This window comes from Lysinibacillus sp. FSL M8-0337 (assembly GCF_038593855.1).
Taxonomy (GTDB): Bacteria; Bacillota; Bacilli; order Bacillales_A; family Planococcaceae; genus Lysinibacillus; species Lysinibacillus sphaericus_D.
The window spans coordinates 898908-923313 of sequence record NZ_CP151996.1; the positions used below are offsets into that span (position 1 = coordinate 898908).

Here is a 24406-nt window from a genome sequence, read left to right on the forward strand (position 1 = left end):
TTTTAGAGATTGTCTTGATGTAATCAAGACAATCTTTTTTTGTGTTAAAAATTGAATAGCTCTACTCTAGGTCATGATGTGCAAGATTGCACTTTATTGGCACTTGGAGCTACCTGTATTTTTCGTCACACCGTTATAAAGGCCGTCATATGATAGAGAACTGAAGGGAGGAATGAGACCTTGCAATTAGCTGAGCTATTGAAAGATTGGCCATGTAGTGTAACCGGTGGATCCATTCGCACAATAATTACTGGTGTTGAGGATTATGCACAAGCGGTGAAGCCTGGAGATATCTTTATTGTACGGAAAGGGAAAAAGACATCGGGCAATCGTTTTGTCAAAGAAGCACTGGCAAGGGGTGCAGCGGCCGTTGTATCCGAGGAAAGTATTGCCATACCATTCAACGATCAAAATATCCCTTTCGTGTGGGTGCCGAATACCGCATTGTTTTTATCTTATGCAAGTGCAAAACTAGCTGCTTTTCCGGCAGAGGCATTATCAGTTATCGCCATTACAGGAACAAATGGAAAAACAACGGTGAGCCATTTTGTTAGCCAATTACTACAAGCTGTACATAAAAATGTAGCAGTTATTGGAACAGTAGGCTTTTTTATTAATGGACAAAAACAACAAACTGAATATGAGCAATTAACAACACTGCAAGCAAAAGAGCTACATCCTATATTAAAACAATGTGTACGTCAAGGTGTGACACACGTTGTGTTAGAAGCATCTTCAATGGGTTTGCAACAGCATCGACTAGATCATTGTGATATTGACTGTGGCGTATTTTTAAATTTATCAGAGGATCATTTAGAAGACCATGGGGGACTTGAAGCATATAAGCGTGCAAAAAAGAGGCTAGCAGATTTATCGAAAAAATTGGTGTTAAATGGCGATGATAATTTTTGTCGTTCCGTTGGTATTTACGACAAGAAAAAATCATGCTCATTTGGTTTTGACAATCACAATGATTTACATATCCAAATTGTGAGTGAATCTGTTGGAAAAACAGTTATCTGTCTGCAAACGACGGCAAGTGAGCACATCATGGCTATACCTTTTGTTGGAAAGTATCATGTGCAAAATGCAGTAGCTGCACTAATGGCGGTGTGGCGTATAGGCTTCTCCATTGATGAACTTGCTGAGCATATGTGGGCGCTAAAGCTTCCGGAGGGTAGACTTGAGCGAATTGATAACCCGCTCGGTATTGATGTATATGTAGACTACGCACATACAGCTGAAGCATTGCAGGCTGTATTACAAACTTTCGATAGTAAGAAGACCATTTATCTTGTATTTAGCTGTGGAGGTAATCGAGATAAGGCAAAACGATTTGCCATGGGGGCTGTGGCAAGTAAGTATGCAGATGTTATTTTTTTAACGACTGATAATCCGCGTGATGAGGACCCGATCGTCATTAATGAAAGTATTATTGCAGGTTTCTCTGAACAGCAATACTATGAAATTTTTTTGGATCGTAAAGTAGCGATACATCAGGCATTGGCAAAAGCGCAAAAAGGAGATATTGTTCTTGTTGCCGGAAAAGGGCATGAACAAACGCAGCAAATAAAAAATCAAAAATTCCCTTTTTCCGACCAACAATGTATTAAAGATTATTTTTTAGAAGTTAAGACGGACGGCGCTGAATAACGAAGAAAGAAGCGGTAGCAATCGCCAGTTTACGCCCTGTCTCATCCTCGATATCACATTCCATGACAAGCGTTTGTCGTCCTTTATGAACAAAACGTCCTCGTGCAATTAATTCTTTGTTGGTCGTAGTTGCTATATAAGATATGTTAAGGTTAGTAGTCACAACATTAAAGCCTTCTGCAACAGAACGTGAAGCTAATCCCCCCATTGCTGCATCAGCAATTGTTGCAATAATTCCTCCATGTGGGACTTTAATAGTATTATGAATAACAGGTGTAACAGGTATTCGTACTTCACTCACTTCTGGTTCAAAGTTGCCTACCATATGTAAAGCGGCATTTATATACCGTCGATGTATGCCTTGTTGTTTATCGCGAATGCCATTGAGCAAGTGTAGCAATACTTCCTCATCCTCCGCTGTACTATGATGTAAAATAGTAGCGAGTAATTCTTCAATTTGCCCTTTAGATGATGTTACCAATTATAAAACTCCTTTATTTAGAATTATCATTAATGTAAAATTACCATAAAATCTGTTATGATGGGAAATAGATTGGGGGAATTAAAATGATGATGACCTCTGAATGGGCAATCATTTTGGATGAGGCCGATGCGCTTTGTGAAATGATTCTTTCCTCTGAACCTGCGCATACGCTAAAGCTCGCGTATAATGCTGTCTATAGTGATACGCAATTAGTCGAAGCTATTTATGCATTTGGTCGCATGAAGGAGCAATACGAAGATGTACAACGTTTCGGAAAATATCATCCGGATTATCATACAATTATGAAATCGATTCGTCAGCAAAAGCGAGCACTGGATTTAAATGAAAAGATTTCAGCATTAAAGTTAGCTGAAAATGATTTTCAAGATTTGCTTGATGAAATAAGCATGCTTATTGGTAAAACCGTATCGGAAGCAGTGAAAGTACCGGTTAGCAATCCGTTCTTTGCATCGAATTCTTCATGTGGAAGCGGTTGTGGCTCAGGTGGCTCTTGCTCGTGTTCAGCATAATTTAAGCAGTGCGAATCAACATTGCTTCATGTATAGACATAATACCTCTCGAGGTGTTGTGTCTTTTTTTGTGGAAATTTATAAAAGAATCCTTCTTTTTTGTAGGGAGGAGCAAATAATCTTATTTGTATATGATATTAGCTGAATGGAGTGGAATGCGCGACACTCCTGCAGGCACAGCACGAGCTAAAAATTAGTTGAAGCCGTGCTTGCGGAAAGAGAGCGCATGGAACGTAAATCAACGTGTATTATTTCTATAAAATCAGAAGCACGTCAAACGACATTGCTGCTATTTTTTTTACAAGAAAAATTATATAGTAAGTGTGTAAGTAAAGTTGGAAAAAGGGGTCAATGAAATGAAAATATATCGAATTGCTGTAATACCAGGAGATGGTATAGGAAAAGAAGTAGTACCTGCCGCAATAGAAGTTTTAGATAGGATTGCACAACTAGATGGGAGCTTTCAATTTGAATGGACAACATTTCCTTGGGGGTGTGACTATTACTTAGAGACAGGTAAAATGATGCCTGATAATGGTATTGAACTATTACGAGGCTATGATCAAATTTTTTTAGGCGCAGTGGGCATGCCTGATTTAGTACCAGATCATATATCTTTGTGGGGCTTGCTAATTAAAATTCGTCGTGAAATGAAGCAGTCCATTAATGTCCGTCCAGCAAAGCTTTTACAAGGCTTACCATCGCCGTTGCGTAATCCACATAACTTTGACTTTGTTGTTGTCCGTGAAAACTCAGAAGGAGAATATTCAGAGAGTGGTGGCCGTATGCATAGTGGGCAGGATGAAATCGCCATTCAAAATGCGATTTTTACGCGAAAAGGGACGGAGCGGGCTATGCGATATGCCTTTGAAATGGCTAAAACACGTCGCCAGCATGTAACGAGTGCGACAAAATCGAATGGATTAACATACAGCATGCCATTTTGGGATGATGTTTTTGCGGAAGTTGCGAAAGATTATAAAACGATAGGGCATACGACTAATCATATTGATGCATTAGCTGCCTTTTTAGTCATGAAACCAGAAAACTTTGATGTTATCGTTGCTTCCAATTTATTTGGTGATATTTTAACAGATTTAGGTGGTGCTATTATGGGAAGTATTGGTATCGCCCCAGCGGCTAACTTAAATATTGAACGCGACTATCCTTCAATGTTTGAACCCGTTCATGGTTCTGCACCTGATATTGCAGGTAAAGGAATTGCTAACCCCCTTGGGCAAATATGGACAGGTAAAATGATGCTAGATTTTTTAGGCTATCAAGAACTCGGCACAAAGGTGCTAAATGCAATGGAAGCCACTTTAGCTCAAGGCATAAAAACAGGAGATTTAGGAGGAACGGCTACAATGAGAGAGGTAACGGATGCAATTTTAGAACAGTTATCATAAGCGTTTTAAAAAGAGAAAGGTAAGAGCATTCAAGGAAATGGCTCTTACCTTTTTGTCTTTAGTCATGTTGTAGTAGTAATTCAACTGCGATATCAGGGCGATCGGTAATAATACCTTTTGCGCCGTTATGGATTAATTTATTCATAGTCACTAAATCGTTAATTGTCCAATAATGAACTGGAATGTTTAAGTTGTTTAAAAACTGAATAAACTTTGGTGAATCGAGCGACACGACACCTGACTTTGGAGGAATTTGGAATACATCTACTTTTGGGTGATATAAATGTCCAAATTGACTTGAGAATGAAGCGAATGCTTTACGAACATCTGACTCACCTGCGCCAAGTGCGACTTGATTTTGTGCATATAAATTAAAACGGTCAATTTGTTCACCATAAAAGCTAGTGACAACAACTCGATCCTCTACCCCTAATTCTTCTATTAATCGCCATAGTTTTGAAGGCATTAAACTACCTTCATACGTATCTGGTGCATCTTTAATATCAATATTGATTAACATATTTGGATAGCTTTCTAGCAGTTCACGTAGTGTAACAACGTCAACTTTTTTATCCCGATAAGGATATTCGCCTGATAAATCCTCGAATTGATAACCATGATTTAATGCGTTTATTTCTTCTAATGTCATTTCTGATACTGCACCATATCCATCAGTTGTACGGTCTACGGTAGCATCATGGAAGACGATAATTTCTTCGTCTTTTGTTAAGCGAATGTCTATTTCAAAGCCGTCTACACCTAGTTGTGCCGATTTTTCAAAAGCAAGCATTGTATGCTCGGGTTCTAAATGTGCTCCGCCGCGATGTGCCAAAATAATCGGGCGATCAAATTGTAATGCTTGTTTCCCTTCACGCTGTTGAGGTTTAGAAATAGCTTTACTACCTGCCCAAGCAGCTGCGCTGGCTGCTGCTATTGCAATAGCTATCTTCGTTTTCTTACCCATATTCGTCCTCCTTAACAATCAAATTAATATAAAAGGTGCTGGCGAATTCACTTGCAATGTTTAAGCTAAAGCACTTTTATCTAGCATGAGAGAATGTAAATCTGTCGATAAACGCGCTATGCTTTTCCATTATAACGGAAAAATGAGCGTTCTGTCAGCTAAACTCTGTTGCTATCATTTTCCGGTCTATGGTATGCTTTTATGTAAGAAATGAGGGAAAACTATATGAACGAACGACAAGGGCTAATCGTTTACGTCCATCAATTAAAACATGCGAAATCACTTCGAAAATATGGTCATGTTCATTACATTTCTCGTAAGCAAAAGTATGTAGTACTGTATTGCGATCGAGAGGACATTGAAATGATGACAATAAAATTACAACGCCTTCCATTTGTGAAAGACGTTGTGGAATCTTATCGTCCCTTCGTTAAAACTGAGTTCGAAAATGCAAAGCCGGATAAAGCGAAGGAATACGACTATAAAACGGGCCTATAACATTAATTTAATGCTGGGATATAGTGATGTAGTCTCATTATTCCAATTAAGTATTGATAAAATAGTTTTGGCTCCGAAAATATAGATGAGTGCTTTATTTCTACAACAACCGCTTTTCGACCCAGTTGTTCAATACTTTCTTCGAACATGATTTGACGCTTTGAAGGCTTGTCCTCTTGAAATGGGATCCCTTCGCGACAAATATAAATCGGCATGAATTTACTTTCTCCGACTGGTTTTAAAGCAATAGCTAAAGAAGCAACCTGTTTATCTTCTTTTGTAGACGTTAGTATAAAGGCTTGGTGAAAGCGACCTTGATTCGTTTTAATAATTTCAAGTAGTTCATAAACATCGCCATAGCCTTCTCCTAATTCTATAAATTGTTGTGGCATTTATATTGCACATCCTTTCCAATACACATAGTATCATGCTGCGGGAGGTCAAGCACATGAAATTTGCAATGAGTTTCTTTACAATTTTAGTATTAGTCGTTACAGGTGTGTTGTTTTTCCAATATCAAGCATATTCTTCTGATTTAGAATCAGGAAACGGTGGTCCATTCCACTATTCTCAAGAAATTGAGATTGTGTATCGTGAAAATAGTCTTGATATTCGTCATCATTTTAAAAATTTACCAAATCAAAAGGTGAAAATAAAATGGCCGGACGATGCAACAAACCCAACATGTTTTATCGAGAATGAAAATAGTTGTAAACGGTTATCAGAGGAAGCATCTTATTTTGCTAAAGGCGAAACAAAATCACAATCTGTTTCATACATAATCCCTATTGAGGGCGGACTGAAAGACAAAATGCTTCTTCAAAATGTATTTGCCACTTTATCGAATGGAGAAGTATCTTATTCTGTCATTCATATTTCAACAGATAGTAAAACTGTTGGTCAGTGGATTACAGGTTTACCTTTAGTAGGTCAGCAACAATTATCACTTGTTAACTATACGATGTTTAGTGGAAACGGTGCAGTTAGTGATATTTATTGGCAGGCTGGTAATTTAAAGGCACAAGAACAGACGCCTGTTTTAACAATTTATGCACAGCAGGCTATTTCAAACGATTTCTTAAAATCACTTGAAAATATAAAGTTTTTAAATGATGAGCATATAGCGATTATTCAAGAGAAAAATCCTGTTGCCCAACATGATGAACGTTTATTATTTTTACCGACGCTAACACCTCAAGCGGTGGAGCAGGAAGTGATTCTTTCGCAAATTCAATCGCAATATACATTTGAAAATTCACCGGCATGGTTGGCTGAAGTTGTGGCATCCTATTTAGTGAAGGATTCAATTGGCTCAGATAAGTCAAAGGCAATTGTGAAGACATTAAAAGAGTACATGACATCAGAACAACAGGTAGCATGGAAAGATGCGATGCACAATCTTGGACAAGAGCCGATATCGCCAGTTTCAATGGACAAGCTATTATCAACAGTATTGAATGCAAAAACTTCGTATTTCCAACTGAATGCAAGCCAAGAAAATGGTACGTATCCATTATTATTGGAAGATGAGCGTAGTATTTATGTAGATGGCACAATTAAAAAAGATGTTCATGTTATTTTATATGAAGGTCAAGTATTATACAGTGCTGATACATTGCTACCATACCTAGGTTATACAGCTAGTGAAGGGAAAAACGGCTATTATGTGAATAGTGATAATCGAACATTCCGTTTCCCAAAAGAATCTGGATTTTACGTGTTCAATCAACGTAGATATTCCACAATCTCTGATCCAATTATAAAAATTGTGGATCATTATTATGTAGAAGAAGCTTGGTTACAACGTCTATTTTTAGTAGAACTACAAAAAAGTGATGGTCGTATTCAAGTGTTAACACAAGAACAAGAATAATTTTTTGCAGCGGAGGATGTCTTTCGCTGCAAAAATGCTTTCTATATGTAGCAGAAAGTACGGTGAATTACATCTATGAGAGTAGTAGCAGGAGAACGCAAAGGAATGCCCCTAAAGGCTGTTGCGGGGAGTACAACAAGACCTACAACAGACAAAGTAAAAGAATCCATCTTTAATATAATCGGTCCATTTTTTGATGGAGGAACAGCCCTCGATTTATTTGCTGGAAGTGGCGGTTTAGGAATTGAATCGCTGAGTCGAGGTGTAGAACATGCTGTCTTCATTGAAAAAGACGCAAAAGCCTATCAGGTATTACAGGAAAATATCAAGAAGTGTCGATATGAAGATTGTTCAGAGCTGTTTCGCATTGATGCAAAGCGTGCTGTGAAAGCGCTGTTAAAGCGTGATATTACATTTAATCTTGTATTTTTAGATCCGCCTTACCACCATAAAGAATACTATGATTTAGTACAGGTGCTTGTTGAGCATGATAAAGTACAACGCAATGGTATTATTTTATGTGAACATGCAAAAGTGGTAGAATTGCCTTCTAGCTTTGGTGCTTTTCTATTACAGAGACAAGAAACATATGGCGGAACGATTATTTCGGTTTATCGTTGTGCTGGGGAAGAGGGAGAGTAAGTTGGAGAAAGTTGCTGTTGTTCCTGGAAGTTTTGATCCTGTTACATTTGGTCATTTAGATATTATCAAGCGTGCTGCAGATGTTTTTGATGTGGTTTATGTGGCAGTGTTAAACAATTCATCGAAGCATCCATTATTTTCTGTAGATGAACGGATGTCATTGATGGCGGAAGTTACAAAGGATTTGCCGAATGTCAGAATCGAGAGTTCTTCTGGTCTTCTGATTGACTATGCAAAAGAAAAGAATGCCAAAGCCATTGTTCGTGGATTACGAGCAGTTTCGGATTTTGAATACGAAATGCAAATTACTTCGATGAACCGTTTTCTAGATGAAACGATTGAAACATTTTTTATTATGACAAAAAATCAATATTCGTTCTTAAGCTCTAGCATTGTTAAAGAGGTAGCGAAATACGGAAGCGATGTCCGTGAACTAGTTCCAGCTTGTGTTGAACGAGCTTTAAAAGAAAAATATGGTTTTGCCAAATAATCTGTAGACTATAGACGGACTTGAAGAAAATCGAGTCCAGTCTATAGTCTTTTTTATATACAACCATTTTACGCGGCTTAAGCAAGGAAAATTCAGAATTGTTTGGGTGACTGGCACTATAGTAAGAAAAAAGCAGCATAAATTGTTGGCACAATGATTATGCTAAGAAGGCGAAATTTGATGTAAGGTCTGACAGAAAGCTTGGCTGATTTTGCAATAACAAAAATTTGTAAATGAATACTTATGCTTTGCATCGTTAACATTATGACAACGAGTAATGATAAATACGGGAAATCAGAAAACTCAGTAACCGTCATTTTTAATCCGTTTGTTACTTCAAGAATTGCTGCAATAGCAAGCTCAACTGTTTGTGGAATAGCAGGTAACATTTTATCTAATCCTTGTTGTAATATAGTTTGAATGGTTGTGAAAAAAATGATGGTTGTGCCAACTAATAGAATGGTTGGTGCCGTTTCTTTTATGCTCTCTGAAAATGGGGCTGTATATAAGACGGTATTGTGTACAGAAATGGTAGGAGGGTCGGTTTTACGAAATAAAAAATAACCAACTACTAAGCAACAAATATTAAAACTATGTAGTAAACATAAAAACAGCCAACCAAACGTATTACTGTTTAATAAATCAAGGCTGACAAAACCTAGTACGAAAAGAGGGCTTGGGGCATGACAAACGGCAAGTAAAAAGTTCGCCTCTTTTAGGTGTAATTGACCACTATTTTTTAAATATACAATTGTTGTGGCTCCTGTCGGGTATCCACCAAGTGCGCTAATAAGATAGGCTTGTACGTATAGAGAAATTCGTTTTGTTTTTGCACGCATAGGAGCGGTTAAACGAAGTAACCATTGCGTTAAAATAAGATAAGGCAATAAATAAGGGAATAACGCCTCCATAAAAAGATTTAATCCTAAATCGGTACCACTATGAGCAGTTTGTGGGAACAACAAGAGTAATAGGATAAGAAGTATGCAGAGCGCTATTTGAATTGTCGCAAACATGATATCATCTCGTTTCAACTTTTTGTCATTCACATAGGCAAATGCTAAAATCAATATATGTAAAAAAGGCAAAAACATGAACTAATAGTTTTGCGTGCGTCTTAGGAGGTGTCCATTCAATGAAGAAAAAAATTGGTCTTTATGCAGTGTTTTTAGTCGCGCTTTGTTTTGTTATGTTATACCGACTAGACGCTTATATTATGAAGCCTGGAAGTGCATACGATGTTAGTAAATTTGTCACTGTCGCCAATAATCATGCTGATGAGGCAGGTTCGATGAGTTTAATGACAGTTGCTATGCAACAAGCTACACCGTTTTCGTATCTCTGGGCGAAAACACAAAAATATGAAAAAATAATGGATATTAAACAAGTAAGAAATCCATTAGAGGATGACGAGGAATATAATGTTCGTCAACTGAAATTAATGTCAGATTCTCAATTCAATGCAAAATATGTAGCTTTTCAAAGAGCGGGCTTAGAGGCGAAAATACACTTCAATGGTGTATTTGTATTAAATGTGTTAGATGGTGGCGCTTCAGATGGATTTTTAAAAGCTGGGGATGAAATAACGAAAGTGGATGGTACAGAAATTACGAATCAACAAATGCTTGTGGAGCTTTTGTCCAAAAAACAACTCGGCGATCAAGTGACGATTCAGTTTTTACGCGATAAAAAGGAACAACAAGAAACGATAGCCTTGAAAGAAATTCCCCAAGCAGAGGAAAAGCGAGCTGGGTTAGGGATTACTTATGCAGAGAGTAAATCAATTGAAACTAATCCAAGTGTTACGATGAAAACCGAAGATATTGGTGGGCCTTCAGCGGGGCTTATGTTTACACTAGAAATATTAAATCAATTATTAGATGAGGATTTAACAAAAGGCTATGCTGTTGCTGGAACTGGTGAAATGTTAATCGATGGTTCTGTTGGGCGTATTGGTGGTATTGACTACAAAATTATTGCAGCCGATCGTGACGGTATGGAAATATTTTTTGCACCAGATGATGAAATTTCACCTGAGATGAAAGCGAAATATCCTGAGTTAGAATCAAACTATGCGACGGCTGTCAAAACGGCTAAAGAAATTGGGACGAAAATGAAAATTGTCCCTGTGAAAACAGTCGATGATGCGATTGCCTATTTAAAACAGCTAGCACCAAAATAATGCGATATTTTAACTGGTCAAACTGAAAAAGTGTTAGATTGCTGACAATCAATCTAACACTTTTTACTGTGCTGTCGTTACGTCTTAATTATGTGCTGTCCCCGCAGAAGTCTTTGTCTGAAGCTATCCTGCAACTAGAGCGTTGGATATAAGTGCTTTAGCATAATAATGAGATAGGCCCCCTCCCTTAGAAGGAGTTTAAAGCGTCCACTCGCAACGGTAGTAGCCATCTATTTTATTGAGTTAGGTCGTGTCGTTAAAATCGAATCGGCGGCATTTGATAATCTTTTGGCAATGTAGCTTGCTGTGCGCCTAGTTCTATACTAGAACTATAAACTTCAGCAGCATGTATATCTACTGCAAGCATCGCATCATTCGTAGAGGCAACTCGGCTTATTAAAGGCAATGTAAAGTCCTTTTTATGTACGCCTAAGTATGCTTGCCCTTTTGTACTCATACCAAGTAAGCGAATCGTAGAAGGGGCTTGAAAGCTTTTTAGTTGCTCTTTTGTAAAACCGGTATAAATATGTGTTAGCATGCGTTGTAGACGTGTCCATGTATAGCGTTTAGATTTAATTTTCTCCATAAAACTACTAAAGGAGTTGCTTGTTTTAGCTGCTTTTAGTAGCGCATGTTCAATACCTTCTGTAACTTCTGCATAGCGTGTTAACTCGCTTGCACTGTGTCTTATAAGGGTAAACTGTAAGAGCGGCCAAAAAGCCTCCCAACTAGCGAATTTCTTGTATTGTAAAATCCAATCTTGTAAATAATGAAAGGATGCATCCGGCAGTACTTCTTGCACACTTTGTAAAGATCCTGTCGAAGCGAGCGCTTTGCGAATTCCGGTTGCGCTTGCTATCGATGCCCCTTCCTGTAGTGCATCGTGATATCCTGCTGCTATACGAGGAATGGTTAAAGGTTTTATGGGGCTCCCTAACATCATAGCTGCTTCAATATAATGGAATCCTAGTATGTTGTTCGGTTGTGCTAAATCAATGTATGGTGCAGGGAACTTTTGAGAAAGCTGTTCATAGGCGTAATGTAAGCTTTTAGGATAGCTAACACCTGTTTGCACACTTTCTTTAATAAGCGAGTCGTATTCAGTACGGTGTTGCGAAATTAACTGATAGGTGTTCAAAAAGGGCTGAATGGAACCATCTTCACTACCAAAGGCAAATGCCTCACAGCGGATTGCCGACAATAATGAAATCGCCCCCTTTGCGAAATCAGTTGCAGGTGCGGTACTATAGACATACGGTAGCTCAATAACAATATCCACACCGCTAGCGAGTGCCATTTTTGTACGTGTCCATTTATCTACCATGGCAGGTTCACCACGCTGCAAAAATGTCCCGCTCATCACAGCGATTGCTATATCCGCTTGCGCTACTTTTTTTGCCTGTTCCAAATGATAAGCATGTCCATTATGAAAAGGATTGTATTCAACAACAATGCCGACTGCTTTCACATGTAAAACCCCCTTTATGTTTATTTTTCGCTTCTTGATTTTGACCAGTCAAGATGCTACAAATAGTGTTACAGTGCCTCTATCTGAAATTTTGCTTATAACTACTGATGATTCAATGTTGGTTAGGCAAGAGGCTAAATACAAATTAGATGTACTTAATTATAGGTGGGTTTTCGAGTGGTGACAAGAAATTATCTTGACATCTATTTTTACACATTATATAATCAACAGTGTTGTCTCGAGGTGATTAAACGAATGAAATGGTCAATTCATCAATTATCTAAATACCGTCAAGACGGAATGCCGATCGATACCTATGTCCAATTGGATGAGGTGATGGAGCGAAACCAGGATATTCGAGCAATTTCGCCCGTTCATGTAAAAGGGCTATGTACATTCGGTGCATCGCAAATGACTTGTCAGCTAACTGTGACAGCAACGTTAACACTACCTTGTGCTCGCACTTGGGAAGATGTTGAGTTTCCTATCGAAGTTGAGACAGTTGAAATATTCAGCTGGATTGACGAGGAAAAAAGAGGGGAAGATGACGGTGATATTCACTATATTGATGGTGAAGTAATCGACATGAAGCCAGTGATTGAGGAGCTAGTGCTTCTTGAGGTACCATTGCAAGTATTCAAAGAGAATACCGAAGGACAAGTGCAAGGTGGTAAAAATTGGTCTTACGCAACAGATGAAGACGTGGCGCTTCACAAAAAAACTGACGAACCAAAAGTGGATCCAAGACTAGCTGCTTTAGCTAAGTATTTTGATCAAACAGACGAATAGACGATCTGTAAGGAGGTGCCATCAATGGCTGTACCATTTAGAAGAACTTCTAAAACTGCAAAAAGAAAGCGTCGTACGCATTTCAAACTATCTGTACCTGGTATGGTAGCTTGCCCAAACTGTGGTGAAGCAAAATTATCACACCGTGTTTGCAAAGCTTGCGGACAATACAAAGGTAAAGAAGTAGTAAGCAAATAATACAGTGTTTGCTCACTTAAAAGGCTAGTAAAGAGACCATGGCTCTTTACTAGCCTTTTTGTTTGCTTGAAATAACAGAATTTTTCATAAATATTTTAAATTTATATAGTGCTATAACAATAGTGTGATACAATTTATTTAGCTTGCTTCAGTGAGGTTTCGAACTATTGCTGAATAAGTGATAAGGTTTTAGCGGATGTTGTGCATTTTCGGAGGGGGCTTTTCAAGTAGACTCCGATTAAGCCGACGCATAATTGATGGGGACAAAGGGGGAACTATAGTGGCTTATAGTATTGATAATCAAGATGGGATCATGACATTTACCATAAACCGTGAAGAAAAGCGTAATGCTGTGAATGATGAGGTAATGAATGGTCTTCGAGAAGTAATTACATATATACAAAATCATGACGATGTGCGTTTTTTAGTCGTGACAGGAGCGGGGGAAAAATCTTTTTGTTCAGGAGGGGATTTATCGGAGTTTCATGCTCTTGAAACAGAAGATGAAGCCTTTGGGATGTTAAGTAAGATGGGAGAAATATTATATGATCTTGCTACATTACCAGTACCGACGATAGCGCTAATTAATGGCACTGCTGTAGGCGGTGGGTGTGAGATTGCCACTGCTTGTGATTTTCGTTTAGTGGCTAGTCATGCTAAATGTGGCTTTATTCAAGGGACATTAGCAATTACAAGTGGCTGGGGTGGTGGAACCTACTTATTTGAACGAGGTTTACGCCATGACCGCGCAATGAAGATGCTAGTGGATGCAAAGCCATATCCGGCTGACTTACTATATGAGATTGGTTGGGCAATGCGTGTATTTGAAGGATCGAAGGAACTTGCTTTGAATGAGTTTATTGAACATATGCGCAAAATCCATCCTGCTGTGCACAAAGCGTATAAAGAAATTGAACTTCGTAAATGGCGAGAGCGTAATATGTATGAGCGTGTTATGGAGGAAGTTCGCACATGTGCAAAATTATGGGAAAGTGAAGCGCATCACGAGGCAGTTAATAATTTTCTAACAAAAAAGAACAGTAAGTAGTGTATAGTGGCAGTGATTAGCTCGAAACATAATCACTGTCTTTTTTCGTCCTGTGATTCTATTTTGCCTGATAACGCATATAGTAGTAAAAAATGTGAGGGTGATAGATTATGGAACTGAAAAAAAGAAAAGATCAATGGACGAAGGAAGACGATGAAAGATTAGCAGAAATTGTCTTGCATAATGTGCAAAACGGTAAAACGCAGTTAGAGGCATTTGAAATGGCTGCTAATGAGCTAGGACGTACAAAACAAGCATGTGGTTTTCGTTGGAATAAAACATTACGTGGGCAATATAGTCAATCGCTTTTAGCTGTTCGCAATCAACCTCAACAATCTATGCGAAGCCATTTGAAATTAGCGTTAACGAGTTTTGATGAATTAACGGAAGCCTATCAAAATCTTGAAATTAAACATCGTGAATTACAAAATGAGCATGAAAAGCTAGTGAAATGGTTACAGCAAGGTTATTCGTTAATGAAAGATTAACATTTTGGAGGAAAAATGCCTATTAGTAGAGATGGCGTTCATTTTCAGATGAGCGACAGTGCTTATAAGGAAATGAAGCTAAAGAAATCAAGGTGTAATCGCAAATGTTGACTATATGTTTACCTTCATTGTATGAAAACAACCATTATTGTATCGTAATTGCCAACCAATCTTGTATAATAGAAACACCTGCAAAGGAGGTGTCTCAGAGGTATTTCTGAGGCACCTCCTTCTATAGCGTAAGGCAAAGTAATGATTGTGTTATGATAGGACGAGTGTAGTAAATGTTGGAAAAATGTTGATTAGCTTTGTCAATTTAGGCTGTTTAAAAGTTTGCTTTTACTGTTAGATAGCCTCTTTTCATTAAGTGGAGGTGACGAACATTGTGAATGTAGTAGTTATTGGAGCTGGAGCAGTAGGCCAGCTAATGGCTAGTTTCCTTGCAGAAGCTCATATGCACGTAACGTTAGTGGTGAGAAGACAGGAACAAGCACATGAACTTCAATTAAAGCGCTTAACGAGGGTTCAGTTAGATGGAACGCAGACAGTGCATCAAATTGCTTCTACAGTAGAGTTGAAGACGGTATCAAAACCAGATTTGATTATAATAGCAGTTAAATATCGGCAACTACAAAATATTTATAAACAATTAGTAGAAGTTCCAAAGGAAGTGCCATTGCTATTTGTGCAAAATGGTTTAGCGCATTTTGATGAAGCTTTACGTCTACCGCAGCAAACGATAGCCTTTTGCTCGGTTTCTTTTGGTGCCCAAATAATTAATTTAACAACAGTCCAACATAGAGGGATGGGTCTATGTAAAATAGGGGTAGCGCGTGGGAACGATGGACTATTTCATCAGTTGCTACAGATGCAAAATCCTTTATGCCCAATAGAACTGGTTGAAAATGCCGAACAAATGCTTTTTGAAAAAGCGGTATTAAACTGTTTGATCAATCCATTAACGGCTATATTGCAAATAAAGAATGGTGAATTATTAACAAATAAGCATGCGTTCTTTTTAATGCATACCATATATCAAGAGTTAGCAGAGGCCTTTGTAGATATTCAACAGACGATTCCATTTTCGGCAGTAATAACTTTGTGTGAAAAAACAGGGAAGAATACATCCTCGATGCTAGCTGATCGCATACAGGGAAGAAAAAGCGAAGTGGATACGATTGTAGGGGCGGTCTTACAGAAAGCCTCAGCAAAAGGTTATCTTTTACCTACTTTGCGAACTTTATATCACCAAGTTCTAGCGATGGAAGAGAGCGGTGAGCAATAGTGAAAGATATTTTACATATAGTCATAAGTGTTATTATTTTTTGTCCTGTTCTGTTATTTGTAATTGTCTATGCTGTTAGTCGAAAGGTTAATATTAGAGGCACTCATGCATTTGGTGCCGCATCAGATGTCACGACGTTTTGGCTGTTTTTTTCTGTGCCATTGGCAATTGGTGCGCTGTGGGGAGTGAATGTGGGGGCTCTTTTAGTCATGCTAGCGATTGTGCTAGCGATTGTTTTTACATATGTTGATTGGCGTACGAAAAAGGAAATTGAAGTGAAGCCGCTCTTGCGAAAAATTTGGCGTTTTTTATTTTTAGTACTTAGTACAGCGTATCTTTTAATTTGTCTAGTCGGTATGATTCAATCTGTTGTAGAATATTTACAATCTGTATAAGCATTTTCTTTTCATGTTGAAGACAGAAGGGGTAAAATAATAGCATTAAAAAATGTTTACAAGGAATACGATGATTTAGTGAGTAGAGGAGTTTGTGTTAAATGAAACTGGAGTCAATCCAAGTACCCGTAAAAAATCGTGTGCTAGCAGATTACTGGTCGCCAAATACTGCCATTCATGAGTTTTTTGAATATGAATACAATGATAAGTCGTTTGCAATGCGAGCAAAATATTTAGAACAGCGAGCAGGTGATCAAAAAGAGTTAACAGCAATAATTCGTCAGTTTATGGAGCCACTTGGCTTATCAGATAAAGCGAATGAGCATTTGCAACAACTAGAGCAAGGAGCTGTTGCGGTTGTCGGTGGGCAACAAGCGGGTGTACTAACTGGCCCTCTTTACTCGGTTCATAAAGCAATTTCGGTCATAACATTAGCAAAAGAGCAAAGTGAAAAGCTTCAACGAGCAGTTGTACCGATTTTTTGGATTGCTGGGGAAGATCATGACTTAGAGGAAATTAACCATACATTTACAATGCGTGATACGGATATAAAAAAACGTGCGTATGGTGAGCGTTCGAGAAGAAAAACAATGGCTTCGACAACAAACTTAAACAAAGAAGCGATGACTCAATTAATTAATACGATCATCAAGGACTTTGGTGAAACAGCGCACACTGAAAGATTGTTCAATCAACTTTTGGATGCGTTAAACGAGAGTGAAACATTTACTGATTTCTTTGCTAGACTAATGAATACGTTGTTCAAAGACGAAGGTCTTCTAATGATTGATGCAGCTGATGTGAAATTCCGTCAATATGAACGTAACCACTTTGTCCAGCTGATCCATCATAGTAAAGAAATTGCAAGACTAGTAACAGAAAAAGAAGCTGCGTTGGATAGAGCGGGTTATGGTAAGCCGATATTAGCAACTGAAGATGCAGCTAATTTGTTCTATGTTAGAGATGGAGAGCGTTTTTTATTAGAAAGACGACAACATCAATTTGTTAATTTAGCAGCAAATATTAAGCTTTCGCAAGAAGAGCTTTTAACGATTGCACAGCAACACCCTGAAAATTTAAGTAATAATGTTGTGACACGTCCGTTAATGCAGGAAATGACGATACCTGTATTAGCGTTTGTTGGTGGACCTGGTGAGCTTGCATACTGGGCGACATTAAAGGATGCGTTTGCTGTATTAGGTTTACAAATGCCAATTTTTGCGCCACGTCTCAATATTACGATGATTACGCGCCATGTAGATCAACTATTGCGTGAATATCATTTAACGGTTGAGGATATATGGAATGGTAAAGCAATCGCTTTAAAGGAGCAATTTATTGCTGAAGTGCAAGATGCTGAAGCGAAGCGTCAAATTTCAGACATGCAACAACTGCTTTTAGAAAAATACGCTACACTTGAGCGCTATTTTGCAGAACAACAAATGTCATTAGATAAAATACTTGAAAAAAACAAAGAAAATCATGTTAGACAGTTTGAGTATTTACAACAAAAGGTAGAACAAACGGTGTTAAGTAAGCATGAGACTACTATTCGAAAATTTATGACACTTCAAAATGAGCTGTATCCAAATGATGGGTTCCAAGAGCGTTCTTATAATCCGTATCAATATATAAATGAGTTTGGACCTACGTTAATTGAAGAAATGATGAAGAAAACATACCATATTGGAAATCACCACTATTTCCTTTATTTATAATCTTGTAAACGTATGCCTTTAGGGCTATTAATAGCTAGGGTGTAAACATAGATTTGAAGAAATCTGTCGGTTTTACAGGAAAAAAGAGAGCTATCCTACTAAGGGTAGTTCTTTTTTTTATGCCCTTTAGCACAAAATGAAAACTTGTCTAAAGGTCTAAACACACATATGAGATGAAATTGTCAAGTTTTTTTTAAAAAAAGTGGAGGAAAGTGGGGCGATGTGGTACATTATTTAATAAAGTGGGGTGACTAGCATGTTCATGGGAGAATATCAACACTCTGTTGACGCAAAAGGACGATTAATCGTGCCCGCGAAATTTCGTGAAGCCTTAGGTGAAACCTTTGTTGTGACACGCGGACTTGATAATTGTTTGTTTGGCTATCCTATGGATGAATGGCGAAAACTCGAAGAAAAATTAAAAGGTTTACCGATGACAAAGAAAGATACTCGTGCTTTTGCGAGGTTCTTCTTTTCAGGGGCGACGGAAGTAGAAATAGACAAGCAAGGTCGTATTAATATTCCTTCAACTCTTATGCAACATGCTCATTTAATAAAAGAATGTGTTGTGTTAGGTGTCTCGAATCGGATTGAAATATGGGCAAAAGATGCTTGGGAAAGTTATTTTGCGGAGTCTGAACAATCTTTTAATGAAATTGCAGAAAATATGATTGGCTTTGATTTTTAATTTTTGCTTGAGACGTGAAAACGTCGACTGAAAAGGTTAAGGCCTGAGGGGAGCGATTGGTATGTTCGATCATACAACCGTGCTATTAAAAGAAACTGTTGATGGGTTGAACATCGATCCTGATGGTGTATATGTGGACTGTACGCTTGGTGGAGCAGGACACAGTGAATATTTAGTACAACAATTATCTGATAAAGGTCGTCTCATTTGTTTTGACCAAGATACGACGGCCATTGAAAATGCGAAAATTCGATTAGCTCCTTATTTAGAGCGTGTAACATTTGTTCATTCGAATTTCCGCTATTTAAAAGAAGAGCTACTAGCACTTGGTATCCAAGAGGTAGATGGCGTTTTATATGATTTAGGCGTTTCTTCTCCGCAATTAGATACGCCGGAGCGTGGTTTTAGCTATCATCATGATGCACCACTCGATATGCGCATGGATCAGACGGCAGCGCTTACAGCATATCATGTCGTGAATGACTGGGCGTACGAAGATTTAGTTCGTATTTTCTTCCGTTATGGGGAAGAAAAATTTTCGAAGCAAGTTGCTCGTAAAATTGAAGAGGCTCGTAAAACTGCTCCAATTGAAACAACAGGACAGCTTGTAGAACTTATAAAAGAGGGTATACCAGCAGCGGCTCGCCGTAAAGGTGGACATCCTGCGAAGCGCATATTTCAAGCAATTCGAATTGCTGTAAATGATGAGCTAGGCGCGGCAGAGGATTCGTTAGTCGATGCGATTGATATGATTAATGTAGGTGGCCGTATTAGTGTGATTACATTCCATTCGTTGGAAGACCGCCTATGCAAGACGATTTTTAAAGAAGCGTCATCTTTACCGGAATTACCACCAAATTTACCTGTAATTCCAGATGACATGAAGCCAACTTTAAAGCTTATATCTAGAAAGCCGATTCTACCTTCTGAGGAAGAATTAGCAGTTAACAATCGAGCTCGTTCAGCGAAGCTTAGAGTGGTGGAGAAAATTAACGACAAAGGGCGTGAGTAAATGGCAGCAGTACGTGTAAGGCAGCACCAACAGCAACATGTGCAACAACCAATAACACCACCTAGTCCACAACCCACTATCATACGTCGTAAAAAAACGAACCAGAAGTTTGAAAAAATGATGCTATTAGCTTTAGTGAGTATCATAGTTGTATTGTCAGTGTTAGTTTTGAATAATCAAGCAGCGATTCAAACGACAAGTATGGACATTCAAAAAATCGAAGCAGAAGCAGATGAGATTGCAAAACAGAATGTTGACTTAACAGTTCGTGTAAGTGAACTTTCTACATACGAAAATATATGGAAAAAAGCAAAAGAACTCGGTTTAACTCAAAATGAGAAAAATGTAAAGGTAGTGCCGGGAGAATGAAAAAAAAGAGATTTCGATTCCAATGGGGAGCCTTTCTATTACTAGTTTTTTATGGAGGGCTCTTTTTTCTATTATTCACGCGAATGATTACATTACAAGCGACAGGTGAAGTGGAAGGACAAGCGCTCGCTGCAAAAGCAGCGGCTAAATATAACAAAGAAAGTGCAATCACAGCAAACCGAGGCAAAATTTTTGATAGAAATGGACAAGTTATAGCTGAAGATACGCTTAGTTATCGACTCATTGCCGTAGTTAGTGATAAGGCTACTACAGATGAAAAGAGACCCCATCATGTTGTAGACCCTGAAAAAACGGCAGAAATCTTAAGTGAATATATCAAAATGGATAAAGAGGATATTTATAAAAGGCTAACGAAGCTCCGCAGTGATGGAACTTTGCCATATCAGGTGGAGTTTGGTGTGGCAGGTAGAGGCATTAACCATGAAGTCATGAGCAAAATTAAAGAAGAAAAATTACCTGGGATTTTGTTTGTTAGCGATTTAAAACGCTATTATCCGAATGGTGTTTTTGCTTCACATTTAATTGGTTTTGCTCTGAAAGAAGACAATAAGGACGGCACCGTAACGACGAAAGGGAAAATGGGGTTAGAACTTACCTATGACAAGGAGTTAACGGGTGTTAATGGCAAAGTAAAATATCAAACCGATGCCTTTAGTTACTTATTACCAAGCAGTGAAAAAATGGTGACACCTGCAAAAGATGGCGATAATATCTTTTTAACAATTGATAAAACGATTCAAAGTTTCGTAGAGGATGCTATGACGCAAGTTGAGAAAGAATATAATCCCGAGTCCATGATTGTCGTTGTAGCTGAACCGAAAACAGGGAAAATATTAGCGATGTCACAGCGTCCAACTTTTAATCCCGATACACGTGAAAGTACGAATATGAAGTGGCTTAACGCTGTAATTGAAGAAACCATTGAACCAGGTTCGACGATGAAGACATTCACGCTTGCTTCTGCCATCGACACTGGTAAATGGGTGCCATCTGAAAGATTTATGTCTGGGCAATATACAGTGTATGACCGAACAATTCGTGATCATAACCAAGTAGGTTGGGGTAGAATTACGTACCTAGAAGGTTTCCAACGTTCATCTAATACAGCAATGGCCAATTTATTAAAAAGTATTGGTGATGATGTATTTGTTGATTACTTAGGTAAATTCGGTTTTGGTAAGAAAACAGGCATTGATTTACCGAATGAAGCAACGGGTACGATTTTATCGAAATATCCAATTCAACGTGTGACAACGACTTATGGACAAGGTTCAACCGTGACACCGATACAGCTAATCCAAGCGATGACAGCGATTGCGAATGACGGTAAGATGATGCAGCCGTATGTTATCGATAAGATTGTAGATTCATCAACTGGTGAAATTATCCAACAACATGAGCCGGAAGAAAAAGGTCAACCAGTGTCAGCAGATACAGCAAAACAAGTACGTGAAATTCTTGCTTCGACATTAACATCAGAGTTTGGGACAGCGAAGGACTTTATCCTTGATGAATACCAAGTAGCTGGTAAAACGGGTACAGCCCAAATACCAAAGGCAAACGGAACCTATTCATGGGGAGCCAATCAGTTCTTGTATTCATTCCTAGGAATGGCGCCATATGATGATCCGCAACTCATTATGTATGTGTCGGTGGAAAAACCAAAGCTTAAAGGTGAGCTAGGTTCTGTACCAGTTTCCAAAATATTTAAGCCAGTTATGCAAAATAGTTTAAAACATTTAAATATCAGCCCTGCTGATGTTCAGCATGTAAATCATACAGCTATACAAGATTATACTGGTCAGCATGCAGAAGCTATTCAAGTTGAACTGGCAAACGATGGATTAAATCCAGTAATTGTTGGAGCTGGAGGAGAAATTTTAGAACAATATCCGAAAAGCGGCCAAAAACTTGTCAAAGGTAGTTTTGTCTTTTTGAAAACAGCAGGGGATATTGCATTGCCAAACTTTACAAACTGGTCATTACGTAATCTATTAGTTTTTAAATCCATGTCAGGTCTAGAAATTGAAGTTGTTGGAGAGGGCTTTGCAGTCAGTCAAAGTGTATCTGCAGGTACAGTGATTTCAGATAGTGCGCCAATTGTAGTGAAGTTGAAAACACCTGCTGAAAGCTTCGTACCAGACGTTGAAGCACCGTCCGAAGGAGAAATTGAACAGGTAGATGATGAATAGCCATTGAATAGAAGTCCACTTTATTTCATACGTTGTAAAAAACAAGGTGTGATGTCGAATGAAGTGGATTTCTATCCATTCCAAAAAACGTTTACGTATTTTATATGTTTTGTTTTTGTGTGTAGCTGTTGCGATAGTTATTCGGTTATTTGTGTTACAAGTATTTGACCAAAAAGAATTGACACAGAAAGCAGAAGAAAACTGGGATCGTGAAATTCCATTTGCCAATGAGCGAGGACATATTACGGACAGGGATGGTAATAGTATTGTGACCAATAAGCTGGCGCCTACCTTATATTTTATGCCTTCGCAAAGTAAAGATATTGCAGGAGCAGCCGCAAAAATAGCACAGGTACTCGAAGTAGACCAACAAAAACTGTTGGAAAAGATGCAGAAAAAGGCGTACTTAGTAAAGCTAGCACCTGAAGGGAAAAATATTTCCTACGAGAAAGCTGTTCAACTACAAGGCATGCAAATTGAGGGATTATATAGTGGTGTAGATTACTCAAGAGACTATCCTTATGGCACGCTTCTATCGCGATTTTTAGGTTTTACAGGATATGATGCACAAGGGCTAGCAGGTATAGAATATGAGTATGACAAACTATTGCGAGCAAATTCTTCAGCTATACGGCTTTTTACAGATGCCAAAGGTAATAACTTACCCAATGTTGCAAGTGCATGGAAAGCAGGAGAAGATGGGGCAACAATCGAGCTAACGATTGATGTCGATGTACAGCAAGTCGTTGAACGTGAATTATCACAGGCAATGGAACGTTATGAAGCAGATCAGGCAATGGCGGTAGCAATGAATCCTAATACAGGTGAAATACTAGCTTTAGCCTCCTATCCAACCTTTCATCCGGCTGAATATCAGCAGGTCGAGCCTGCTATCTATAATCGGAATTTGCCAGTATGGATGACCTATGAGCCAGGTTCTACATTCAAAATTATTACGCTTAGTGCTGCTTTAGAAGAGAACTTGGTGGACTTGGAGAAGGATACTTTTTACGATCAAGGCTTTACAATGGTTGCCGGTGCTAGATTGCGCTGTTGGAAGCGTGAAGGTCACGGACATGAAACGTTTTTAGAAGTTGTACAAAATTCTTGTAACCCTGGTTTTATCGAATTAGGTCAACGTTTGGGCAGTGAAAGATTATTACAGTATATTAAAGACTTTGGTTTTGGAGAAAAAACAGGTTCCAATATTGCTGGTGAAGCTTCAGGGATACTATTTTCGAAAGAGGCATTTGGCCCTGTAGAACAAGCGACCACTTCATTCGGTCAAGGGGTAGCCGTAACACCGATCCAGCAGGTGCAAGCAGTAGCTGCTGCGGTCAATGGGGGCAAGCTGTATACGCCGTATGTTGTAAAGAAAATATTTAATCCCGATACGGGTGAAACGATTAATGAAACAGAACCAGTTATTAAAAGACAAGTAATTCGTGAAGAAACGTCTGCAAAAGTACGTGAAGCATTAGAGTCGGTAGTAGCGAAGGGATCAGGTCGACAAGCGTATCGAGATGGTCTGCGTATTGGGGGTAAAACAGGTACAGCACAAAAAGTTGAAAATGGCCGGTATAAAGATGGCGAGTATATCGTATCTTTTATAGGCTTTGCACCAGCGGATAATCCGCAAATTGTCGTATACGTAGCGGTAGATAATCCGAAGAAAACAACACAATTTGGTGGCGTGGTAGCGGCTCCGATTGTTGGTCAAATTATTGAAGATGTAGCTCCTTTTATTGGTATTGAAAAATCAAAGGAACAGCTTGAAAAGGATTATCGTTGGGGTGACCCGCTTACTGTGAAAGTACCAAGTTTTATTGGTCAAACGAAGGATGACATTGCCAAGCAACATTATCCATTCCGTATCGAATGGCATGGAGAAGGAGCTAAAATTGGTAGTCAATTACCTGAAGTGGATAGTGTTATCAAACAAGACGGCACCATTCATTTATATTTAGTGAACTAATGTAACTTTACCTTTAAAAAAAGGGAAAGAACCAC

Annotated in this window: 25 protein-coding genes; 20 read left to right on the forward strand and 5 right to left on the reverse strand. The window is 38.5% G+C overall.

What is annotated here, in order from left to right:
- Positions 1 to 180 precede the first annotated feature (180 nt).
- Positions 181 to 1653, forward strand: coding sequence for a UDP-N-acetylmuramoyl-L-alanyl-D-glutamate--2,6-diaminopimelate ligase (locus MKY08_RS04050; RefSeq protein ID WP_069510299.1), 1473 nt, complete (start codon positions 181 to 183; stop codon positions 1651 to 1653).
- On the opposite strand, the gene MKY08_RS04055 is transcribed toward MKY08_RS04050, so the two are convergent.
- Complete coding sequence (locus tag MKY08_RS04055) at positions 1631 to 2134, reverse strand: PaaI family thioesterase (RefSeq protein WP_069510297.1); 504 nt, start codon at positions 2132 to 2134, stop codon at positions 1631 to 1633. The two genes, MKY08_RS04050 and MKY08_RS04055, sit on opposite strands and share 23 nt — an antisense overlap.
- A gap of 86 nt (positions 2135 to 2220) precedes the next feature.
- Between MKY08_RS04055 and MKY08_RS04060 the strand changes: the two genes are divergently transcribed.
- Together MKY08_RS04060 and MKY08_RS04065 are read left to right on the forward strand one after the other, a co-directional pair.
- Entirely contained in the window at positions 2221 to 2667 is a 447-nt protein-coding gene (locus tag MKY08_RS04060; RefSeq protein WP_069510296.1) for a YlbF family regulator, read from the forward strand.
- A gap of 356 nt (positions 2668 to 3023) precedes the next feature.
- Positions 3024 to 4076: a tartrate dehydrogenase gene (locus tag MKY08_RS04065; protein ID WP_069510294.1), complete on the forward strand. Its 1053-nt coding sequence runs from the start codon at positions 3024 to 3026 to the stop codon at positions 4074 to 4076.
- Positions 4077 to 4134: 58 nt separating this feature from the next.
- Here MKY08_RS04065 and MKY08_RS04070 read toward each other — a convergent pair whose 3' ends face one another.
- Positions 4135 to 5040 (reverse strand): glycerophosphodiester phosphodiesterase, encoded by a 906-nt coding sequence (locus tag MKY08_RS04070; RefSeq protein ID WP_069510292.1) that lies wholly within the window; start codon positions 5038 to 5040, stop codon positions 4135 to 4137.
- Positions 5041 to 5265: 225 nt separating this feature from the next.
- On the opposite strand from MKY08_RS04070, the gene MKY08_RS04075 reads away from it, so the two are divergent.
- The gene (locus tag MKY08_RS04075) at positions 5266 to 5538 is read left to right on the forward strand and encodes a YlbG family protein (protein ID WP_024362162.1); all 273 of its coding nucleotides are present in this window, start codon (positions 5266 to 5268) and stop codon (positions 5536 to 5538) included.
- 2 nt (positions 5539 to 5540) lie between these two features.
- On the opposite strand, the gene MKY08_RS04080 is transcribed toward MKY08_RS04075, so the two are convergent.
- Entirely contained in the window at positions 5541 to 5930 is a 390-nt protein-coding gene (locus MKY08_RS04080) for a hypothetical protein (protein WP_025218748.1), read from the reverse strand.
- A 56-nt stretch (positions 5931 to 5986) separates the two neighbouring features.
- Between MKY08_RS04080 and MKY08_RS04085 the strand changes: the two genes are divergently transcribed.
- The 3 genes from MKY08_RS04085 (at position 5987) to coaD (ending at position 8543) form a co-directional block, all read left to right on the forward strand.
- Entirely contained in the window at positions 5987 to 7411 is a 1425-nt protein-coding gene (locus MKY08_RS04085) for an RNA polymerase II (protein ID WP_069510291.1), read from the forward strand.
- A 75-nt stretch (positions 7412 to 7486) separates the two neighbouring features.
- Positions 7487 to 8053, forward strand: coding sequence for a 16S rRNA (guanine(966)-N(2))-methyltransferase RsmD (rsmD, locus tag MKY08_RS04090; protein WP_069510289.1), 567 nt, complete (start codon positions 7487 to 7489; stop codon positions 8051 to 8053).
- A complete protein-coding gene (gene coaD, locus MKY08_RS04095; RefSeq protein ID WP_069510287.1) occupies positions 8001 to 8543 on the forward strand; it encodes a pantetheine-phosphate adenylyltransferase in 543 nt (180 codons plus the stop codon). Before rsmD ends, coaD begins: the two co-directional genes overlap by 53 nt.
- Positions 8544 to 8659: 116 nt before the next feature.
- Here the strand turns inward: coaD and MKY08_RS04100 are convergent, their stop codons facing one another.
- Positions 8660 to 9559 carry a hypothetical protein gene (locus tag MKY08_RS04100; RefSeq protein WP_227665412.1) on the reverse strand — a complete coding sequence of 300 codons (900 nt, stop codon included), beginning with the start codon at positions 9557 to 9559 and terminating at the stop codon, positions 8660 to 8662.
- 119 nt (positions 9560 to 9678) lie between these two features.
- Here MKY08_RS04100 and MKY08_RS04105 point away from each other — a divergent pair, with 119 nt between their 5' ends.
- Positions 9679 to 10725 carry a SepM family pheromone-processing serine protease gene (locus MKY08_RS04105; RefSeq protein WP_069510285.1) on the forward strand — a complete coding sequence of 349 codons (1047 nt, stop codon included), beginning with the start codon at positions 9679 to 9681 and terminating at the stop codon, positions 10723 to 10725.
- A 256-nt stretch (positions 10726 to 10981) separates the two neighbouring features.
- Here the strand turns inward: MKY08_RS04105 and MKY08_RS04110 are convergent, their stop codons facing one another.
- The gene (locus tag MKY08_RS04110) at positions 10982 to 12193 is read right to left on the reverse strand and encodes a nucleotidyltransferase (RefSeq protein ID WP_069510283.1); all 1212 of its coding nucleotides are present in this window, start codon (positions 12191 to 12193) and stop codon (positions 10982 to 10984) included.
- A 255-nt stretch (positions 12194 to 12448) separates the two neighbouring features.
- On the opposite strand from MKY08_RS04110, the gene MKY08_RS04115 reads away from it, so the two are divergent.
- The 12 genes from MKY08_RS04115 to MKY08_RS04170 all read left to right on the forward strand — a co-directional run bounded on the left by MKY08_RS04115 (position 12449) and on the right by MKY08_RS04170 (position 24371).
- Positions 12449 to 12982, forward strand: a complete 534-nt coding sequence (locus MKY08_RS04115) for a YceD family protein (protein ID WP_069510282.1) — start codon at positions 12449 to 12451, stop codon at positions 12980 to 12982.
- A gap of 24 nt (positions 12983 to 13006) precedes the next feature.
- Positions 13007 to 13180, forward strand: coding sequence for a 50S ribosomal protein L32 (gene rpmF / locus MKY08_RS04120; RefSeq protein ID WP_010858320.1), 174 nt, complete (start codon positions 13007 to 13009; stop codon positions 13178 to 13180).
- A gap of 280 nt (positions 13181 to 13460) precedes the next feature.
- Positions 13461 to 14228, forward strand: a complete 768-nt coding sequence (locus MKY08_RS04125; RefSeq protein WP_069510280.1) for an enoyl-CoA hydratase/isomerase family protein — start codon at positions 13461 to 13463, stop codon at positions 14226 to 14228.
- A gap of 110 nt (positions 14229 to 14338) precedes the next feature.
- Entirely contained in the window at positions 14339 to 14716 is a 378-nt protein-coding gene (locus MKY08_RS04130; RefSeq protein ID WP_024362152.1) for a transcriptional regulator, read from the forward strand.
- Between the two features lie 385 nt (positions 14717 to 15101).
- Complete coding sequence (locus tag MKY08_RS04135) at positions 15102 to 16001, forward strand: 2-dehydropantoate 2-reductase (RefSeq protein ID WP_069510278.1); 900 nt, start codon at positions 15102 to 15104, stop codon at positions 15999 to 16001.
- On the forward strand, positions 16001 to 16396 hold the full coding sequence (locus tag MKY08_RS04140; protein WP_069510275.1) for a DUF3397 domain-containing protein: 396 nt from the start codon (positions 16001 to 16003) through the stop codon (positions 16394 to 16396). Before MKY08_RS04135 ends, MKY08_RS04140 begins: the two co-directional genes overlap by 1 nt.
- Before the next feature lie 101 nt (positions 16397 to 16497).
- Complete coding sequence (gene bshC / locus MKY08_RS04145) at positions 16498 to 18114, forward strand: bacillithiol biosynthesis cysteine-adding enzyme BshC (RefSeq protein ID WP_069510273.1); 1617 nt, start codon at positions 16498 to 16500, stop codon at positions 18112 to 18114.
- Between the two features lie 256 nt (positions 18115 to 18370).
- Complete coding sequence (gene mraZ / locus MKY08_RS04150) at positions 18371 to 18802, forward strand: division/cell wall cluster transcriptional repressor MraZ (RefSeq protein ID WP_069510271.1); 432 nt, start codon at positions 18371 to 18373, stop codon at positions 18800 to 18802.
- Positions 18803 to 18863: 61 nt separating this feature from the next.
- Positions 18864 to 19814, forward strand: coding sequence for a 16S rRNA (cytosine(1402)-N(4))-methyltransferase RsmH (gene rsmH, locus MKY08_RS04155; RefSeq protein WP_069510269.1), 951 nt, complete (start codon positions 18864 to 18866; stop codon positions 19812 to 19814).
- On the forward strand, positions 19815 to 20183 hold the full coding sequence (ftsL, locus tag MKY08_RS04160; RefSeq protein WP_069510267.1) for a cell division protein FtsL: 369 nt from the start codon (positions 19815 to 19817) through the stop codon (positions 20181 to 20183). It begins immediately after the preceding gene.
- Positions 20180 to 22396, forward strand: a complete 2217-nt coding sequence (locus MKY08_RS04165; RefSeq protein WP_069510265.1) for a penicillin-binding protein — start codon at positions 20180 to 20182, stop codon at positions 22394 to 22396. Before ftsL ends, MKY08_RS04165 begins: the two co-directional genes overlap by 4 nt.
- A gap of 58 nt (positions 22397 to 22454) precedes the next feature.
- Positions 22455 to 24371, forward strand: coding sequence for a stage V sporulation protein D (locus MKY08_RS04170; protein ID WP_069510263.1), 1917 nt, complete (start codon positions 22455 to 22457; stop codon positions 24369 to 24371).
- Positions 24372 to 24406 lie beyond the last annotated feature (35 nt).

Bases quoted from the DNA above. Each gene is read 5' to 3' on its own strand.
- MKY08_RS04080 (WP_025218748.1), bottom strand. From the start codon at position 5,930: ATGCCACAACAATTTATAGAATTAGGAGAAGGCTATGGCGATGTTTAT.
- rsmH (WP_069510269.1), top strand. From the start codon at position 18,864: ATGTTCGATCATACAACCGTGCTATTAAAAGAAACTGTTGATGGGTTG.
- MKY08_RS04070 (WP_069510292.1), bottom strand. From the start codon at position 5,040: ATGGGTAAGAAAACGAAGATAGCTATTGCAATAGCAGCAGCCAGCGCA.
- ftsL (WP_069510267.1), top strand. From the start codon at position 19,815: ATGGCAGCAGTACGTGTAAGGCAGCACCAACAGCAACATGTGCAACAA.
- rsmD (WP_069510289.1), top strand. From the start codon at position 7,487: ATGAGAGTAGTAGCAGGAGAACGCAAAGGAATGCCCCTAAAGGCTGTT.
- MKY08_RS04105 (WP_069510285.1), top strand. From the start codon at position 9,679: ATGAAGAAAAAAATTGGTCTTTATGCAGTGTTTTTAGTCGCGCTTTGT.
- rpmF (WP_010858320.1), top strand. From the start codon at position 13,007: ATGGCTGTACCATTTAGAAGAACTTCTAAAACTGCAAAAAGAAAGCGT.
- MKY08_RS04060 (WP_069510296.1), top strand. From the start codon at position 2,221: ATGATGATGACCTCTGAATGGGCAATCATTTTGGATGAGGCCGATGCG.
- MKY08_RS04115 (WP_069510282.1), top strand. From the start codon at position 12,449: ATGAAATGGTCAATTCATCAATTATCTAAATACCGTCAAGACGGAATG.
- MKY08_RS04085 (WP_069510291.1), top strand. From the start codon at position 5,987: ATGAAATTTGCAATGAGTTTCTTTACAATTTTAGTATTAGTCGTTACA.
- MKY08_RS04170 (WP_069510263.1), top strand. From the start codon at position 22,455: ATGAAGTGGATTTCTATCCATTCCAAAAAACGTTTACGTATTTTATAT.
- coaD (WP_069510287.1), top strand. From the start codon at position 8,001: ATGGCGGAACGATTATTTCGGTTTATCGTTGTGCTGGGGAAGAGGGAG.
- MKY08_RS04130 (WP_024362152.1), top strand. From the start codon at position 14,339: ATGGAACTGAAAAAAAGAAAAGATCAATGGACGAAGGAAGACGATGAA.
- MKY08_RS04075 (WP_024362162.1), top strand. From the start codon at position 5,266: ATGAACGAACGACAAGGGCTAATCGTTTACGTCCATCAATTAAAACAT.
- MKY08_RS04165 (WP_069510265.1), top strand. From the start codon at position 20,180: ATGAAAAAAAAGAGATTTCGATTCCAATGGGGAGCCTTTCTATTACTA.
- MKY08_RS04100 (WP_227665412.1), bottom strand. From the start codon at position 9,559: ATGTTTGCGACAATTCAAATAGCGCTCTGCATACTTCTTATCCTATTA.
- bshC (WP_069510273.1), top strand. From the start codon at position 16,498: ATGAAACTGGAGTCAATCCAAGTACCCGTAAAAAATCGTGTGCTAGCA.
- mraZ (WP_069510271.1), top strand. From the start codon at position 18,371: ATGTTCATGGGAGAATATCAACACTCTGTTGACGCAAAAGGACGATTA.
- MKY08_RS04065 (WP_069510294.1), top strand. From the start codon at position 3,024: ATGAAAATATATCGAATTGCTGTAATACCAGGAGATGGTATAGGAAAA.